Annotated in this window: 13 protein-coding genes and 1 pseudogene; 7 read left to right on the top strand and 7 right to left on the bottom strand. The window is 60.7% G+C overall.

Annotation, left to right across the window (positions count from 1 at the left end; translation table 11 throughout):
- Positions 1–72: 72 nt before the first annotated feature.
- Positions 73–966, bottom strand: coding sequence for a LysR family transcriptional regulator (locus J2Y90_RS16920; protein WP_253500942.1), 894 nt, complete (start codon positions 964–966; stop codon positions 73–75).
- A 95-nt stretch (positions 967–1061) separates the two neighbouring features.
- Between J2Y90_RS16920 and J2Y90_RS16915 the strand changes: the two genes are divergently transcribed.
- Complete coding sequence (locus J2Y90_RS16915) at positions 1062–2228, top strand: MFS transporter (protein ID WP_253500941.1); 1167 nt, start codon at positions 1062–1064, stop codon at positions 2226–2228.
- A gap of 13 nt (positions 2229–2241) precedes the next feature.
- On the opposite strand, the gene J2Y90_RS16910 is transcribed toward J2Y90_RS16915, so the two are convergent.
- The gene (locus tag J2Y90_RS16910) at positions 2242–3417 is read right to left on the bottom strand and encodes a XylR family transcriptional regulator (protein ID WP_253500940.1); all 1176 of its coding nucleotides are present in this window, start codon (positions 3415–3417) and stop codon (positions 2242–2244) included.
- Positions 3418–3706: 289 nt separating this feature from the next.
- Between J2Y90_RS16910 and xylA the strand changes: the two genes are divergently transcribed.
- The 5 genes from xylA (at position 3707) to J2Y90_RS16885 (ending at position 9672) form a co-directional block, all read left to right on the top strand.
- A complete protein-coding gene (gene xylA / locus J2Y90_RS16905; RefSeq protein ID WP_253500939.1) occupies positions 3707–5023 on the top strand; it encodes a xylose isomerase in 1317 nt (438 codons plus the stop codon).
- A 147-nt stretch (positions 5024–5170) separates the two neighbouring features.
- Positions 5171–6172, top strand: coding sequence for a D-xylose ABC transporter substrate-binding protein (gene xylF, locus J2Y90_RS16900; RefSeq protein ID WP_016774327.1), 1002 nt, complete (start codon positions 5171–5173; stop codon positions 6170–6172).
- Positions 6173–6323: 151 nt separating this feature from the next.
- A complete protein-coding gene (xylG, locus tag J2Y90_RS16895; RefSeq protein WP_253500938.1) occupies positions 6324–7880 on the top strand; it encodes a D-xylose ABC transporter ATP-binding protein in 1557 nt (518 codons plus the stop codon).
- Positions 7881–9017 (top strand): sugar ABC transporter permease, encoded by a 1137-nt coding sequence (locus J2Y90_RS16890; RefSeq protein WP_042610199.1) that lies wholly within the window; start codon positions 7881–7883, stop codon positions 9015–9017.
- Between the two features lie 163 nt (positions 9018–9180).
- Positions 9181–9672 carry an AAA family ATPase gene (locus J2Y90_RS16885; RefSeq protein ID WP_253500937.1) on the top strand — a complete coding sequence of 164 codons (492 nt, stop codon included), beginning with the start codon at positions 9181–9183 and terminating at the stop codon, positions 9670–9672.
- A gap of 17 nt (positions 9673–9689) precedes the next feature.
- Here J2Y90_RS16885 and J2Y90_RS16880 read toward each other — a convergent pair.
- From J2Y90_RS16880 to J2Y90_RS16865, 4 genes and pseudogenes are all read right to left on the bottom strand, one after another.
- Positions 9690–10439 (bottom strand): annotated as a pseudogene (locus J2Y90_RS16880) (NADPH-dependent F420 reductase); the annotation flags it as partial.
- A 50-nt stretch (positions 10440–10489) separates the two neighbouring features.
- Positions 10490–10921: a MarR family winged helix-turn-helix transcriptional regulator gene (locus J2Y90_RS16875; RefSeq protein WP_253500935.1), complete on the bottom strand. Its 432-nt coding sequence runs from the start codon at positions 10919–10921 to the stop codon at positions 10490–10492.
- 142 nt (positions 10922–11063) lie between these two features.
- Complete coding sequence (dctA, locus tag J2Y90_RS16870; RefSeq protein WP_253500934.1) at positions 11064–12371, bottom strand: C4-dicarboxylate transporter DctA; 1308 nt, start codon at positions 12369–12371, stop codon at positions 11064–11066.
- A 102-nt stretch (positions 12372–12473) separates the two neighbouring features.
- The gene (locus J2Y90_RS16865; RefSeq protein ID WP_253500933.1) at positions 12474–13643 is read right to left on the bottom strand and encodes a mandelate racemase/muconate lactonizing enzyme family protein; all 1170 of its coding nucleotides are present in this window, start codon (positions 13641–13643) and stop codon (positions 12474–12476) included.
- Positions 13644–13741: 98 nt separating this feature from the next.
- On the opposite strand from J2Y90_RS16865, the gene J2Y90_RS16860 reads away from it, so the two are divergent.
- Entirely contained in the window at positions 13742–14617 is an 876-nt protein-coding gene (locus J2Y90_RS16860) for a LysR family transcriptional regulator (RefSeq protein WP_253500932.1), read from the top strand.
- A gap of 249 nt (positions 14618–14866) precedes the next feature.
- Here the strand turns inward: J2Y90_RS16860 and J2Y90_RS16855 are convergent, their stop codons facing one another.
- Entirely contained in the window at positions 14867–15835 is a 969-nt protein-coding gene (locus tag J2Y90_RS16855) for an oxidoreductase (RefSeq protein ID WP_253500931.1), read from the bottom strand.
- Between the last annotated feature and the right edge of the window lie 30 nt (positions 15836–15865).

The following is a 15865-nucleotide window of genomic DNA, read 5'->3' as shown; positions in this document are numbered from 1 at the left end:
ATCGACTCGAAACCTATTGATAGCACAGTCGACTCAAACCTTGGTCAGCACGACAACGACCGCAGACGCCGCCTACATCCGATGCTGCTCCAACAAGAAATCCACAAACAACCGCACCCGCGCCGGCATCGCCGCGCCACCGACGAACACCGCATGAATCGGTTCCTCATCGCCGGGGTTCCAGGCTTGCAGCAGCGGGATAAGGTCGCCGCGCTGCAAGTCTTCCCTGACGGTGAACTCGCCAATGCGCGCGATGCCGGCGCCGAGTCTGGCAAATTGGGCCAGTGCTTCACCGCTGCTGCATTCGATGTTGCCGCTGACCTTCAGGGAAAACTCCTTGCCATCGCGGATAAACGGCCAGTTGGCTTCGGCGCGGCGGAAGTTGAAGCGCAGGCAGTTGTGCTTGAGCAGGTCTTCCGGCTCGACAGGCGTGCCGTGACGTCGCAGATAGTCGGGCGATGCCACCACGACTTGCCCGGTGTGGCCGAGCCGGCGGGCGGTGAGTGGACTGTCGGGTAGATGGCCAAAGCGTATGGCGACGTCCGCCTGGCCGCCGAGGATGTCGACCACCTCGTCGCCGAGGCTGAGGTCGACGACGATGTTCGGGTAACGAGCACTGAAGGCTGTGACCAACGGCACGATGGTCATCCGTCCATGGCCAAGGGCGGCGCTGACGCGCAATCGGCCCTTCGGCACGCCTTGGTCGGCAATGGCTTCCTCGACCTCGTCCATGTCGGCCAGAATCCGTCGGGCACCGCGCAGGAACGCTTCGCCCTCGGCGGTAAAAGTGAGCGCGCGGGTGGTGCGCAGCAACAGACGAGTGCCGAGTCGCTGTTCGGCGCGGGCGATGATCCGACTGACCGCCGAAGGCGTCAGCCCCAACGCACGCGCCGCCGCTGAGAGGCTGCCCTCCTGCGCCACGGTGACGAACACGCTCATTTCCCCTGATCTGCCGTTGAAGTCCATTCGTGCCTCTTACGCAAAGGTGATTGCCAAAATCGCCATCTACCGCCTGAAAACGATGGATCGTAGCATTGGCGGCATAGATGAGGAGACTTTCCATGCGTATCAATCCACCACTTGTTGCACTCGCCGTCGGCGCCTTTGGCATCGGCGTCACCGAGTTCGCGCCGATGGGCATGTTGCCCGGTATCGCTGCCGATCTCGGCGTTTCCATCCCCGCTGCGGGGTTGTTGGTCAGTGCCTACGCGTTGGGCGTACTGCTCGGCGCGCCGCTGATGACCCTGACCACCGGCAAAATTCCCCGGCGCTATCTGCTGATCGGCCTGATGGCGATTTTCACCCTGGGTAATCTGATGTCGGCGCTGGCCACCGACTACTACAGCCTGATGGTCGCCCGCGTGATCACCTCGCTCAATCACGGTGCATTTTTCGGGGTGGGCTCGGTGGTCGCAGCCAGCGTGGTCGCGCCGGAAAAACGCGCCGGTGCGGTCGCGGCGATGTTCATGGGCCTGACTCTGGCGACCATTGGTGGTGTGCCGCTGGCGGCCTGGTTTGGTGAGCTGTTTGGCTGGCGCACGGCGTTCTGGGGCATTACCGGCCTCGGCGTGCTGACCATGATCGCCTTGTGGTTCGCCCTGCCCAACCTGAAAGCACCGCAAGGCGCGGGTGCCCTGGCGGAAATTCGTGTACTGGGCCGCGGTCCGGTGCTCGCCGCGCTGGCCCTGACCGTGGTCGGCTCAAGTGCGATGTTCACGGTGTTCACCTACATCGCGCCGATCCTGAGCAGCGAGACGCACGCCTCCGCCGCGTTCATCACGGGGATGCTGGTGCTGTTCGGAATCGGTTTGACGCTGGGCAACATGTGGGGCGGCAAGGCTGCCGACCGTTCGATCGATCGCACCCTGATTGTGTCGCTGAGCGCATTGATCGTGGTTTTGCTGGCGTTCACTGTGCTGATGCGCTGGCCACTGCCGGCCGCCGTGGCCATTCTGATCTGGGGTATCGCCAGTTTCGCCCTGGTGCCACCGCTGCAAATGCGCGTGATGGAAGCGGCCAAGGATGCGCCCAATCTGGCTTCGGCGGTGAACATCGGTGCGTTCAACTTCGGCAACGCGATCGGCGCAGCAGTGGGTGGCGCGGTGATCAACGCCGGGTTGGGCTATCCGGCAATTTCTCTGGCCGGCGCGGCGATGGCGGCACTGGGATTGCTGATGGTGCTGGCGTTTGCCTGGCGTTCCCGAGCCAGTGCCGCTGCGCTGGCGTGAGCCATTCGCAGCGCTATGCCCCGCCCTGCTGATACTCACGGGGCGTGCAGCCGAACTCACGACGGAACACCGTGTGCAGATATTGCGCCGATTTGAAGCCGCAGGCCTGAGCAATGTCGGCAATCGCCGCATCGGTGTTCTTCAAACTGCTGGTAGCCGCCGCCAGTTTGAAACGCAGAATCTCGTCATGCACGCTGCAACCGCGCTCGGCACGAAAATGCGCTTCCAGCGATGAGCGCGACACGCCGACATACGCCGCCACTTGCGCGGTCTTGATGCCCTGACAGGCATATTGCCGGATGAAGAGCAGCGCTTGCATGACGTAGGGATTGCCCAGCGGTTGATGCAGGCTGGACACCTGAACATTGACCGCGTCCGGCGGAATCAGGATTTGCGTACCGGTGGACGGCATGCCGTGGAGCATCTGGTGCAGCAACTGCGCGGCGGTGCGGCCCATGGTTTCGGTGCCCTGAATTACCGAACTCAGCGGCACGCGAGTCAGGCTGCGGGTCAGCGGATCGTTGTCGATGCCGATCAGCGCGACCTGCTCCGGCACGGCGATGCCCGCGGTCAGGCAGGCTTGCAGCAACTGCCGGGCGCGGGCGTCGCTGACGGCGATGATGCCGATCGGTTTGGGCAGGCTGTGCAGCCAGGCGATCAGTTGTTCAACGGCGCTGTCCCACAGCGGTGCGCTGGTGCCCATGCCGCGATAGATCTCAGCGTGCAGGCCGTCGCGCTGCATCAGTTTGCGAAAGGCTTTTTCCCGCTCCTGCGCCCAGCGATTGGCCTGCGCCTCCGGCAGACTGAAACAGGCAAAGCGCTGCAACCCCGCCTCGACCAGATGCGAATAAGCCAGAGTGATCAATGCGTTGTTATCAGTGGCAACGTAGGGGATCGCTTTCGGATAGGCGCGTGCGTCCTCGTAGGAGCCGCCCACCGCCACCACCGGCAAATGAATGTCGGCCAGCGCCTCGCCGATCAGCGGATCGTCGAAGTCGGCAATGATGCCGTCCCCCTGCCAGCGCTCGATGCCCTTCAAGCGGCAGAGGAAATCCTCTTCCAGAAACAGGTCCCAGGAAGCGCGGGTGCTGCTCAGGTAATTGCCGATGCCGCTGATGATTCCACGGTCATAGATCTTGCTGCCGTTGAACAACAGGGCGATGCGGTGCACGGGCGGTAGGCTTTTCATTCAGGTTCCGGATTTTGCGTCAAGCCATTCGCGAGCAAGCTCGCTCCCACACGGTTTTATGAACGACACAAATTCAGTGTGGGAGCGAGCCTGCTCGCGAAAGCGGCCTCAAATTTTTTTTGTACTGTTCCGGGCCGCCTTGTCGCAGCGACGATGAGCACAGACTAGGCCTGCAAGCGCAGAAGCTCAATACGCAAAATCGCACTCGCTGTTGAGGCTTTTCATAATCAGCAGGCACGGGGCCGTTGCTAGTATCGAGACACCGCCAAGAACAACAAGGACAAGGTCCATGCAGTATTTCCCCAATATCGAGCCGGTTCGCTACGAAGGCCCGAACAGTGATTCGCCCCTCGCTTTCCGCCACTACGACGCCGACAAATTGATCCTCGGCAAACCCATGCGCGAACACCTGCGCATGGCCGCCTGCTACTGGCACACCTTCGTCTGGCCGGGCTCCGATGTGTTCGGTGCCGGCACCTTCAAACGCCCCTGGCAACGCAGTGGCGAACCGATGCAACTGGCCATCGGCAAGGCTGAAGCCGCGTTCGAGTTCTTCAGCAAACTGGGCATCGATTACTACTGCTTTCACGACACGGACGTCGCCCCCGAGGGCAACTCGCTGAAGGAGTACCGCGAACACTTCGGGCAAATGGTCGATCGCCTCGAGCAACATCAGGAACAGAGCGGCATCAAGCTGCTCTGGGGCACCGCCAACTGCTTCAGCAACCCACGCTTTGCTGCCGGTGCCGCGAGCAATCCCGATCCGGAAGTGTTCGCCTGCGCTGCGGCGCAAGTGTTCAGCGCGATGAACGCAACCCATCGCCTCAAGGGTTCCAACTACGTGTTATGGGGCGGCCGCGAAGGCTACGAAACCCTGCTCAACACTGACCTGAAACGCGAGCGGGAACAACTCGGGCGCTTCATGCGCATGGTGGTCGAGCACAAGCACAAGATCGGTTTCACTGGCGATCTGCTGATCGAGCCCAAACCGCAGGAGCCGACCAAGCACCAGTACGATTACGACAGCGCCACGGTGTTCGGCTTTCTCCAGCAGTACGGTCTGGAAAAGGAAATCAAGGTAAACATCGAAGCCAACCACGCGACCCTCGCCGGTCACAGCTTCCATCACGAAATTGCCACCGCCGCCTCCCTGGGGATTTTCGGCAGCATCGACGCCAACCGGGGCGATCCGCAGAACGGCTGGGACACCGACCAGTTCCCCAACAGCGTCGAGGAAATGACCCTCGCCACCTATGAAATCCTCAAGGCCGGCGGCTTCAAGAATGGCGGCTTTAACTTCGATTCCAAGGTGCGCCGGCAGAGCCTCGACGAGATCGACCTGTTCCACGGCCACGTTGGTGCCATGGATGTCCTCGCCCTGTCGCTGGAACGCGCCGCCGCAATGGTTGAGAACGACCAGTTGCAAGTGCTCAAGGACCAACGCTACGCCGGATGGCGTCAGCCGTTCGGGCAAGCGGTAATGGCGGGCGACTTCAATCTTGAGTCGCTGGCCGAGCACGCGTTCACCAACGAACTGAACCCGCAAGCCGTCAGTGGTCGTCAGGAAATGCTGGAAAACATCGTCAATCGCTACCTCTATCGCTGATCGCCAAGGGAGGCCGCCGACGCAACGACGCTGTGACAATTGCACGACAATTCTGTGCCTGTTGCGTCGGCAGATTCTCTACAGTTCTACCAGCCCGATTCATCGTCAGGCCGTGTCTTTCCAACAAAAATAAAAGGACGCACCACCATGAAGAACTTGAAACGTACGCTGTTGGCCAGTGCCCTGGCATTGTTGGCCCTGCCGGTAATGGCTGACGCTACCCATCCGAAAATCGGTTTTTCCATTGATGACCTGCGTCTGGAACGCTGGTCGCGCGATCGCGATTACTTCGTCGCGGCGGCGGAAAAAATGGATGCCAAGGTCTTTGTGCAATCAGCCGATGCCAACGAGCAGAAGCAGATTTCGCAGATCGAAAATCTTATCTCTCGCGGCGTCGACGTGATCGTCATCGTGCCGTTCAACGCCACCGTGTTGACCAACGCCGTGGCCGAGGCGAAGAAGGCCGGAATCAAAGTCGTGTCCTATGACCGGCTGATTCTCAACGCCGATGTCGACGCCTATATCTCCTTCGATAACGAAAAGGTCGGCGAGATGCAGGCCGGCGGCGTGCTGAAAGCGGCGCCCAAGGGCAATTACTTCTTGCTGGGTGGCGCGCCCACCGACAACAACGCGAAGATCCTCCGTGAAGGCCAGATGAAAGTGCTGCAACCGGCCATCGACAAGGGCGATATCAAGATCGTCGGCCAGCAGTGGGTCAAGGAATGGAACCCGACCGAAGCGCTGAGCATCGTCGAAAACGCCCTGACCCGTAACAACAACAAAATCGACGGCATCGTCGCTTCCAACGACGCCACCGCTGGCGGCGCCATCCAGGCATTGGCCGCGCAGCAACTGGCCGGCAAAGTGCCGATTTCCGGCCAGGACGCCGACCTCGCAGCAGTCAAACGGGTGATCGCCGGCACGCAAACCATGACCGTGTACAAGCCGCTGAAACTCATCGCTTCCGAAGCGGCCAAGCTCTCCGTGCAACTGGCGCGCAACGAGAAACCGGCCTACACCTCGCAGTACGACAACGGCAGCAAAAAAGTCGACACCATCCTGCTCACGCCAACGCCGTTGACCAAGGACAACATCGACTTGCTCGAACAGGATGGCTTCTACACCAAGGCGCAAATCGCCGGGCAGTGATCCGGACGGTTTGTCCGAAACCCTTGTAGGAGTGAGCCTGCTCGCGATGGCGGCGGGTCAGCCAGCCGAGCAGTATCTGCACTGACGCTATCGCGAGCAGGCTCACTCCTACAGGTCTGGTGTTTGAGTCCTTGGTATACGAGCCTTTTCCATGTCCGACTATCTGCTGCAAATGAACGGCATCGTCAAAACCTTCGGCGGTGTCAAAGCGCTCAACGGCATCGACATCAAGGTCAGGCCCGGTGAATGCGTGGGCCTGTGTGGCGAGAATGGCGCCGGCAAGTCGACGCTGATGAAGATCCTCTCGGCGGTCTATCCCCATGGCACCTGGGACGGTGAAATCCTCTGGGACGGGCTACCGCTCAGGGCGCAATCGATCAGCGAAACCGAAGCCGCCGGCATCGTCATCATTCATCAGGAACTGACCCTGGTTCCCGACCTGTCGGTGGCCGAAAACATCTTCATGGGCCATGAGCTGACGCTGCCCGGTGGGCGCATGAACTACCCGGCGATGATCCACCGTGCCGAAGCCTTGATGCGTGAGCTGAAAGTGCCGGACATGAACGTCTCGCTACCGGTTTCGCAATACGGCGGCGGTTATCAGCAACTGGTGGAAATCGCCAAGGCCCTGAACAAACAGGCGCGTCTGCTGATCCTCGATGAGCCCTCCTCCGCCCTGAGCCGCTCGGAAATCGAGGTGCTGCTGGACATCATCCGCGACCTCAAAGCCAAGGGTGTGGCCTGCGTATATATCTCGCACAAGCTCGATGAAGTTGCCGCTGTGTGCGACACCATTTCGGTGATCCGCGACGGCAAACACATTGCCACCACCGCCATGGCCGACATGGACATCCCGCAGATCATCACGCAGATGGTCGGCCGCGAAATGAGCAACCTTTATCCCAGCGAGCCGCACGAGATCGGCGAGGTGATTTTCGAGGCGCGCCACATTACCTGCTACGACATCGACAACCCCAAGCGCAAACGGGTCGACGACATTTCCTTCAGCCTCAAACGCGGCGAAATTCTCGGCATCGCCGGACTGGTCGGCGCCGGCCGGACCGAACTGGTCACCGCGCTGTTCGGCGCCTACCCCGGCCGTCACGAAGGCGAAGTCTGGCTGGACGGCCAACCGATCGACACGCGCACGCCGCTGAAAGCGATCCGCGCCGGCCTGTGTCTGGTGCCCGAGGACCGCAAGCGCCAAGGCATCATTCCCGACCTCGGTGTCGGCCAGAACATCACCCTCGCCGTGCTCGAAAGCTATTCGAAAATGACTCGCATCGATGCCGAAGCCGAACTGGGCTGCATCGACCGGGAAATCTCCCGCCTGCATCTGAAGACCGCAAGTCCGTCCCTGCCGATCACCAGTTTGTCGGGCGGTAACCAGCAGAAAGCCGTGCTGGCGAAGATGCTCCTGGCCAAACCGCGCGTACTGATTCTCGACGAGCCGACCCGAGGCGTGGATGTCGGCGCCAAGTACGAGATCTACAAGTTGATGGGCGCGCTGGCCGCTGAGGGTGTGTCGATCATCATGGTTTCGTCGGAACTGGCCGAAGTGCTCGGCGTGTCCGACCGCGTGCTGGTGATCGGCGAGGGCCAGTTGCGCGGCGATTTCGTCAACCATGAACTGACCCAGGAACAGGTGCTCGCCGCCGCCCTCAGCCAGCCGGGCAGCCATAACAATAATGATCGGAAAACCGCGTAAATGAATCAGGTCAAACAACTGTTCACCCGCTACAAGATGCTCGCGCTGGTATTCGCCGTGGTGCTGATCTGGCTGTTCTTCAGCTGGCAGACCGAGGGCGGCTTCCTCACCCCGCGCAACCTCTCCAACCTGCTGCGGCAAATGTCGATTACCGGAATTCTCGCCTGCGGCATGGTGCTGGTGATCATCAGCGGCGAGATCGATTTGTCGGTCGGCTCATTGCTCGGCCTGCTCGGTGGACTCGCGGCGATCCTCGACGTGGTCTATCACATTCCGCTGCTGGCGAATCTCAGCCTGGTTGCCCTGTGCGGGTTGGTCATCGGGCTTGCCAATGGCTACATGGCCGCCTATTTACGCATCCCGTCGTTTATCGTCGGCCTCGGTGGCATGCTCGCGTTTCGTGGCATTCTGCTGGGGATCACCGGCGGCACTACCATCGCCCCGGTATCGCCGGAGCTGGTGTATGTCGGCCAGGGTTATCTGCCCCACGCGATCGGCACCGGCCTGGGTGTGCTGCTGTTCGTGCTGACGATTTTTCTGACCTGGAAACAACGGCGCAATCGCGCCCTGCATGGCCTGGCGGCGCATTCACTGGTGCGTGATGTTGTGCGCGTGCTGGTGATCGGCGCGGTGCTCGCTGGTTTCGTCCAGACCCTCAACAGCTATGACGGCATTCCGGTGCCGGTCCTGCTGTTGCTAATTCTGCTCGGCGTGTTCAGCTACGTCACCAGCCAGACCGTGTTCGGCCGCCGGGTCTATTCGGTCGGCAGCAACATGGAAGCGACGCGCCTGTCCGGGATCAATGTGCAGGCGGTCAAACTGTGGATCTTCGGCATCATGGGCGTGATGTGCGCCCTCGCCGGTGTGGTCAACACTGCACGCCTCGCCGCTGGCTCACCGTCGGCCGGAAGCATGGGCGAACTCGACGCCATCGCCGCCTGCTTCATCGGCGGCACCTCCATGCGCGGCGGCTCCGGCACCGTCTACGGCGCCCTCCTCGGCGCGCTGGTGATCACCAGCCTGGATAACGGCATGTCCATGCTCGACGTCGACAGTTACTGGCAGATGATCGTCAAGGGCAGCATTCTGGTGTTGGCGGTCTGGGTGGATGTGAGTACGCGCACGGCGCGGCGTTGAAACGTTGCAGGTGAGTTCGTAAAACGCAAATGAGGCCTGATCACAGGCCTCACTTTTTCACAGCAACCACAAATAACCGTCGCTTGCGACTGGCTTAAGCGTGCTTTTCCGGGTTAAAACCATCGAAGTTGAAACACCCCAATTCGGAAGAAGGAACTGTCCGATGCCAACACCTGTGCTCCATCTCTTGTGCGGCAAAATCGCTGCTGGAAAATCCACGCTGGCCCGATCGTTACAGGCTGAACACTCAGCCATTCTGCTGAGCGAAGATCACTGGCTGGCCAGGCTTTACCCTGAGCAGATCAATTCGGTTGCCGACTACGTCCGCCATGCGAAGCAGATCCGTCAGGTTCTCGGCCCGCTGGTAACGGACATGCTCGCTGCGGGAGTTGCCGTGGTGCTGGATTTCCCCGCCAATACCCCGACCGATCGTCAATGGCTGCGCGGCCTCGCAGACGCGGCGCAGGTTGCTCATCGGCTGCACTACCTCGAAGTCGACGATGACACCTGCCGGCGCCGACTGCATCAGCGCAATGCACGCGCCGAGCATGAGTTCGCGGCGACCGACGCCGAATTCGATCTGATCACCAGCTACTTTCGTGCCCCGGATGTTTCGGAGGGGCTGGTTGTTGAAATTCATCGACTTCAGACCTGAACGTGTCGGCTCGCTAATCAGGCAGTCATTTCCCGATTGATCGCAACCATCTGCTCGCGGGTGAACTCAGTGTCGGGCGCCATGAATCGGGCCATCAAGGCATCACGGTTCAGCGGCGCGCGGGCCTTGTCCGCAGCTTCGAGCGCCTGTTTCAGTTCCGGCAAAGTCAGTTCGGTGCAGTAAGCCGGGGTCCCGGGTTGTTGACGCCATGAGTCCTGAAGGCTGCCCGCAGCGAGCGCGGTGAATCCGGTTTCTTCGACCAGATCCTGCGCGATCGCCTCGGCACGCACATCATCGCCGGCGACTGGCAAGGCGATGCGAGTTGCGGATTCGGCAGGTTGACCTTGATCGGCCAGCGTAGCGGCGAGTACGGCATTCCACGCTTTGATCAGCGGGCGGCCGATCTGCTCGCTGACCCAGACGCTCTCAGGTTTGCCCTCGTCCACTGCCTTGATCGCCCCGTCACGCTGCGGATAGTAATTGGAGGTGTCGATGACCACGACTTGCTCGGGAACCTGGCTCAGCGTCTGCTTCAGATCAGGGTATCGGGCGAAAGGGATCGACAGGATGATCACGTCGACGTCGGACACCGCCTGCTCTTTGGTGACAGCCCTGGCACCGACTTCTTCAGCGAGCGCCTGAATGCTTTGCGGGTCTTTCGAATTGGCCAGTTTGACCTGATGACCGCACGCAGCCAGCTTGCGCGCCAGCGTCGCGCCGATGTGGCCGGCGCCGATGATTCCGATGTTCATTTCAATACCCTCTCTGGTACGTGTGTTATCGCCCGGTTGAGCGCGCGTTTGTCTTCAGTCATGGCTCAGTCGGCCGCCGGATGGGCAAGCGCATCCAGCGTCAGACGAAGCGCCTCAATCCCCTGCTCATCAAGCTGGCAGGCCGTCTTGATTTTGCCGGTGATGGCTCTGATGTCGTTTTCCATGGCCCGGCTTTCGGGCGTCAGGTCGATCAGCACGCGGCGCTCATCTGCCGGATCGCGCTTGCGCGTGACCAGCCCGGCGCTTTCCAGCCGTTTGAGCAGCGGCGTGATGGTTCCCGCATCCATGGCCAGGTAAGTACCGAGTTCGCCCACCGACAGTGGCGCGCCATCCAGAAGTTGGAGGATCACCAGATATTGCGGAAAGGTTATGCCCAGCGGTTCCAGATACGGCTTGTGCAATCGCACGACCCGGTTTGCTGCGGCATAGAGTGAAAACGACAGCTGCGTTCCCACGTGATTTCGGTTCGAGCTCATTTCATAGTTCGCTATTGTATAGTGCACTATATATTTCATGAGAACGAAAGGAGTGTCAACCGAGGCAGCCCGTCCGGTATCCGATTAGAACCTCTGTCAGCAAGCCGGATCGCCAACAGAGGAAGACCGCCACGTTGGCAGATTACTTGTGCGCCAGCAGCGACTTGCGCGCTGCCTTGTCCTGCTTCATGGCGGCGATTTCCCGCTCGCACGCTTCGACGTCGAACGACTTGTCCCATTTGGCGATGGCGATGGTGCCGATGCCGTTACCGATCAGGTTGGTCACGGCTCGCGCCTCGTTGAGGAAGCGATCGATGCCCAACAGCAACACCAGGCCCACCAGAGGTATCGAGTGAATGGTGGTGAGGGTGGCCGCGAGTGTCACAAACCCTGCTCCCGCCACACCGGCCGAGCCCTTGGACGTGAGTAGAAATACGCCGAGCAGAATCATCTGATCCATGAAGGTCAGCGGCGTGTTGGTCGCCTGGGCAATGAAAATCGCCGCCATCGTCAGGTAGATGCAGGTGCCGTCTGCGTTGAAGGTGTAACCCGTCGGCAGGACCATGCCGACCACGGATTTCTTGCAGCCGAGCTTTTCCAGTTTGATCATCATTCGCGGCAGCACCGCTTCGGTCGAGCAGGTGCCCAGGGTGATCAGGATTTCATCCTTGAAGTAGCGCAAAAACTGCATCAGCGGCATGCCCGACCATCGCGCCACCGCACCCAGCACCACAACAATGAAAATCAACGTCGTGATGTACAGCGCGACCAGCAACTGCCCCAGCGACAGCAACGTGCCGATCCCATATTTGCCGATGGTGAACGCCATACCGGCACCGGCACCGAGCGGCGCCAGGCGCATGACCATCGCCACGATCTTGAACAGGCCTTGCAGGAACAGATCGATGGTGTTGATCAGCGGCTTGCTGGTTTCGCCCATTTGCACCAAGGCGACGCCCATCAGCACCGACAACAGAATCACCTGCAGCATGACGCCGTTGGAGAAGGCGCCAAGGAAGGTCTGCGGAATGATATTGAGGAAGAAATCGACAGTACCGCCCTGCTCGCTCGCCGCCTGGCTGTACTTGTTGATGGCGCTGCCATCGAGGGTGCCGGCGTTGATGTTCATGCCGGCGCCGGGCTTGACGACGTTGACCACGATCAAGCCGACGACCAGAGCAATGGTCGAGAGGATTTCGAAGTAGATCAGCGCTTTCACACCGATGCGACCGACCTCCTTGATACTGCCCATCTTGGCGATACCGACCACCACCGTGCCGAAAATGATCGGCGCCAGGAGCATCTTGATCAGCTTGATGAAACCGTCGGCAAACGGCTGCAGCTTGGCGCCGATGTCCGGCACGAAGTATCCGATGGCAGCGCCGATGACGATGCCGATCAGCACCTGCACATAGAGCTGGCTGTACCAGCGCGATTTTGAAGTTTCCACGGAAGCACCTCATTTTATTGTTGTGGTGGGCATGTGGCTTTGGCGCCCAGGATGACGCCTGAAAGTGCGGCCTCGGCAAACGAGGCCGCAGATGAAACTGAATCAGCGCTCGCCCAGTTCACGCATGACGGCATACAGCGCAGATTTGGCTTCGAAGCCGACCCCCGGGATATCCGGCAGCCCGACATAGCCGTTTTCCACACGGATGCCATCGGCAAACCCGCCGAATGGCTGGAACACGTCCGGGTACGATTCGTTGCCGCCCAGGTGCAGGCCGGCAGCGATGTTCAGCGACATCTGGTGACCGCCATGCGGCACCACGCGACGCGAAGACCAACCCAGCTCTTCCATCACTTTCAAGGTGCGCATGTACTCGACGAGCCCGTAGGACAGCGCGCAGTCGAATTGCAGGTAGTCGCGGTCAGGGCGCATGCCGCCGTGGCGCAACAGGTTGCGGGCGTCCTGATGAGAGAACAGGTTTTCGCCGGTGGCCATCGGCAGTTCGTAGTGATTGGCCAGCTCGGCCTGAAGCGCGTAATCCAGCGGGTCGCCGACCTCTTCATACCAGAACAGGTTGTACTTCTTGATCGCTTCGGCGTACGCGATACCGGTCTGCAGATCGAAGCGGCCGTTGGCGTCGACCGCCAGTCGCTGGCCGTCACCCACCACTTCGAGCACCGCTTCGATGCGGCGAATATCTTCGTCCAGCGGCACCGCGCCGATCTTCATTTTGACCACGTCGTAGCCACGATCCAGATAGCCCTGCATTTCAGCCTTGAGTTTGCTCTGGTCCTTGCCCGGGTAGTAATAGCCACCCGCCGCATACACCCAGACCTTGTCATCGGCCACGCCATCGCGATAACGATCGGCAAGCAGGCGATACAGCGGCTTGCCTTCGATCTTCGCCACCGCGTCCCACACCGCCATGTCGATGGTGCCGACCGCTACCGAACGCTCGCCATGCCCGCCGGGTTTTTCGTTGGTCATCAGGGTTTTCCAGATGGCGAACGGATCGAGGTTATTGTTTTCGTGATCGATCAGGGTTTCCGGGTCGGCTTCGGTGATCCGCGCCAGAAAACGATCGCGCATCAACGCGCCCTGACCGTAGCGACCATTGGAGTTGAAGCCGTAACCGATGACCGGTTTGCCGTCACGGATCACGTCGGTAATGACCGCGGCGACCGAGCAGGTCATCTTCGAAAAGTCGATGTAGGCATTGGCGATCGGGGAAGCGATGGAAACGGTTTTTTCACGGATATCGACGATACGCATGACGGGTTCCTCTTGTTGTGGTGGCCCAACGTTATGCTTTGCGACGACACCCGCCCAATGCTATTAATGCCGCGCCCTATGCACAGGAGGCATTGCCCTTGGAACTGGTTTGGCTTGAGGATTTTTCAGCGCTGGCCGAGTACGGCAGCTTTGTCCGGGCCGCTGAAGCGCGCCATGTGACGCAGCCGGCGTTCAGTCGCCGAGTGCGTTCGCTGGAGAACTGGATGGGCGTGGAATTGTTCGTGCGCACCCCGCAAGGCGCGACGTTGACCGAGGCCGGCAGGCAGATTTTGCCCAGTGCTCAGGAAGCGGCCAGACGCCTGTACCGCATGCGTTCCGAAGCTCAGGAAGTGGCGGGCATGGCCGCGAAAACCTTGCAGTTTGCGGCCACTCATTCGCTGTCATTCACCTTCTTCCCGCGCTGGTTGCGCAGTGCCGAAAGGGGTGCGCCGATCGATGCGGTTCGCCTGCATTCCGACAGCATGGCCGTGTGCGAACAGATGCTGATTCTGGGCCAGGTGCAGTTCCTGCTATGCCATCGCCACCCCGACGTACCGCCGTTGCTGGCGCCTGATCAATTCATTGGCAAGAAGGTCGGCGAGGATGTACTCATCCCGCTGGCGAGCGCTTCGGCGCAATTCGGCACTTCGCCCGAAACCCTGCCCTATCTAGCCTACACCCACGAATCCGGCCTGGGCCGAATTGTCGCCCACAGGCTGCACGGCAAAGCCGATTATCTGCACTTGAAACCGCTGTTCAGCAGCCATCTGGCGGCGGTGCTGATGTCGATGGCGCTGGAAAGCAAAGGCGTCGCCTGGCTGCCGAAAAGCCTGACAGAACAGGAAATGGCCGATGGGCGTCTGGTCAGGGCACTGGATGAAAGCTGGGACATTCCATTGGAAATTCATCTGACTCGCCCGACGGCTCCGATCAGTCATTCGGCGGAGGAATTCTGGGCGAAGCTGGGGGATTGATCCGACCGGGCTGAAGCGCGATGGCGGTGCGCAGGCGAAATGTTGTGTTTGGGTACGACTGGGTTACGGCGGCGCGGCAGCCCCTCACCCCAGCCCTCTCCCGAGGGAGAGGGAGCCGATTTGGGGGCTGTTCAAATCCTGCGTTCGGCTCGGTATTTCAGGTCGGCGTATCTCTACTGAACACCTCGGTCAGTCCCCTCTCCCTCCGGGAGAGGGCCAGGGTGAGGGGCTTTTGGCCTTTGACTCGATTCATGCCACCGTGAGCCCAGTCCATTGCTCCGAAACCGCCCAGAGTCGCTCCGCCAACCCGGCATCCACCGCCCATTGCGCCACACCCTTGCGGCCTGTTTCAGGGTCATTGATCGGCGCAACATTGCAGTCTTCGCAATACACACCACCCAAATCCGCAAGTAGCGCACTGGTCGCACACCACAACCCGGTAGCGGCGCCCTGCTCGACAGTTTTCAAACCGTTGTGCGGATCCAGCCGTGGCCGACCCTGTTCATCCAGCGCATCGAAGGCGGCGAGTTCCGCCGTGCTCAAGTGCCGTGCCAGATCCGTCAGAATCTGCCCCGGATGCAATGAGAACGCGCGAACGCCATCGCTACGTCCACGCTGATCGAGTGCGATGGCAAACAAGGCATTGGCGGTTTTCGACTGGCCATAAGCGAGCCATTTGTCATACGGGCGCTGCAAGAAATCGATGTCGTCAAAATCCACCCCGGCAATCTGATGCCCGCGTGAAGACACCGACAGCACCCGCGCCTGCCCAGACTTGACCAGCACCGGCCAGAGGCCGCAGGTCAGGCGATAGTGGCCCAAATGATTGGTCGCAAACTGGCTCTCGTGGCCATCGGCATCGCGCAGCAACGGTGCGGCCATGACCCCGGCGCAGTTGATCAGCAACGACACTGGCTGGCCCGCGCTGACCACATCCCGACTGAACGCCGCCACTGACCCGGCCTGCATCAGATCCATGGGCATTACCCTGACGCCGTCAATCCCGGTCAACGCCGCCTCGGCCCGCGCGGTATCTCTGGCCGGCACAATGACCTGCGCCCCGGCCGCAGCGAGGCTTTTCACCGTCAGCAGACCCAGGCCGGAATAGCCGCCCGTGACCACAGCGAGCTGCCCCCTCAGATCAATGCCGGCCATGACTTCGGCCGCTGTGCTGGCGGCATTGAACGGCGATTTCACAGGTTGTTGAAGCGTGACCATGAGGTGTAATCCTGGGTGAGCTATCGAAGG

Source organism: Pseudomonas koreensis (assembly GCF_024169245.1).
GTDB lineage: Bacteria > Pseudomonadota > Gammaproteobacteria > Pseudomonadales > Pseudomonadaceae > Aquipseudomonas > Aquipseudomonas koreensis_F.
The sequence above is the reverse complement of the archived record's forward strand: the minus strand, read 5'-3'. Positions and strand labels throughout refer to the sequence as shown.

Bases quoted from the DNA above. Each gene is read 5' to 3' on its own strand.
- J2Y90_RS16920 (WP_253500942.1), bottom strand. From the start codon at position 966: ATGGACTTCAACGGCAGATCAGGGGAAATGAGCGTGTTCGTCACCGTG.
- J2Y90_RS16915 (WP_253500941.1), top strand. From the start codon at position 1,062: ATGCGTATCAATCCACCACTTGTTGCACTCGCCGTCGGCGCCTTTGGC.
- J2Y90_RS16910 (WP_253500940.1), bottom strand. From the start codon at position 3,417: ATGAAAAGCCTACCGCCCGTGCACCGCATCGCCCTGTTGTTCAACGGC.
- xylA (WP_253500939.1), top strand. From the start codon at position 3,707: ATGCAGTATTTCCCCAATATCGAGCCGGTTCGCTACGAAGGCCCGAAC.
- xylF (WP_016774327.1), top strand. From the start codon at position 5,171: ATGAAGAACTTGAAACGTACGCTGTTGGCCAGTGCCCTGGCATTGTTG.
- xylG (WP_253500938.1), top strand. From the start codon at position 6,324: ATGTCCGACTATCTGCTGCAAATGAACGGCATCGTCAAAACCTTCGGC.
- J2Y90_RS16890 (WP_042610199.1), top strand. From the start codon at position 7,881: ATGAATCAGGTCAAACAACTGTTCACCCGCTACAAGATGCTCGCGCTG.
- J2Y90_RS16885 (WP_253500937.1), top strand. From the start codon at position 9,181: ATGCCAACACCTGTGCTCCATCTCTTGTGCGGCAAAATCGCTGCTGGA.
- J2Y90_RS16875 (WP_253500935.1), bottom strand. From the start codon at position 10,921: ATGAGCTCGAACCGAAATCACGTGGGAACGCAGCTGTCGTTTTCACTC.
- J2Y90_RS16865 (WP_253500933.1), bottom strand. From the start codon at position 13,643: ATGCGTATCGTCGATATCCGTGAAAAAACCGTTTCCATCGCTTCCCCG.
- J2Y90_RS16855 (WP_253500931.1), bottom strand. From the start codon at position 15,835: ATGGTCACGCTTCAACAACCTGTGAAATCGCCGTTCAATGCCGCCAGC.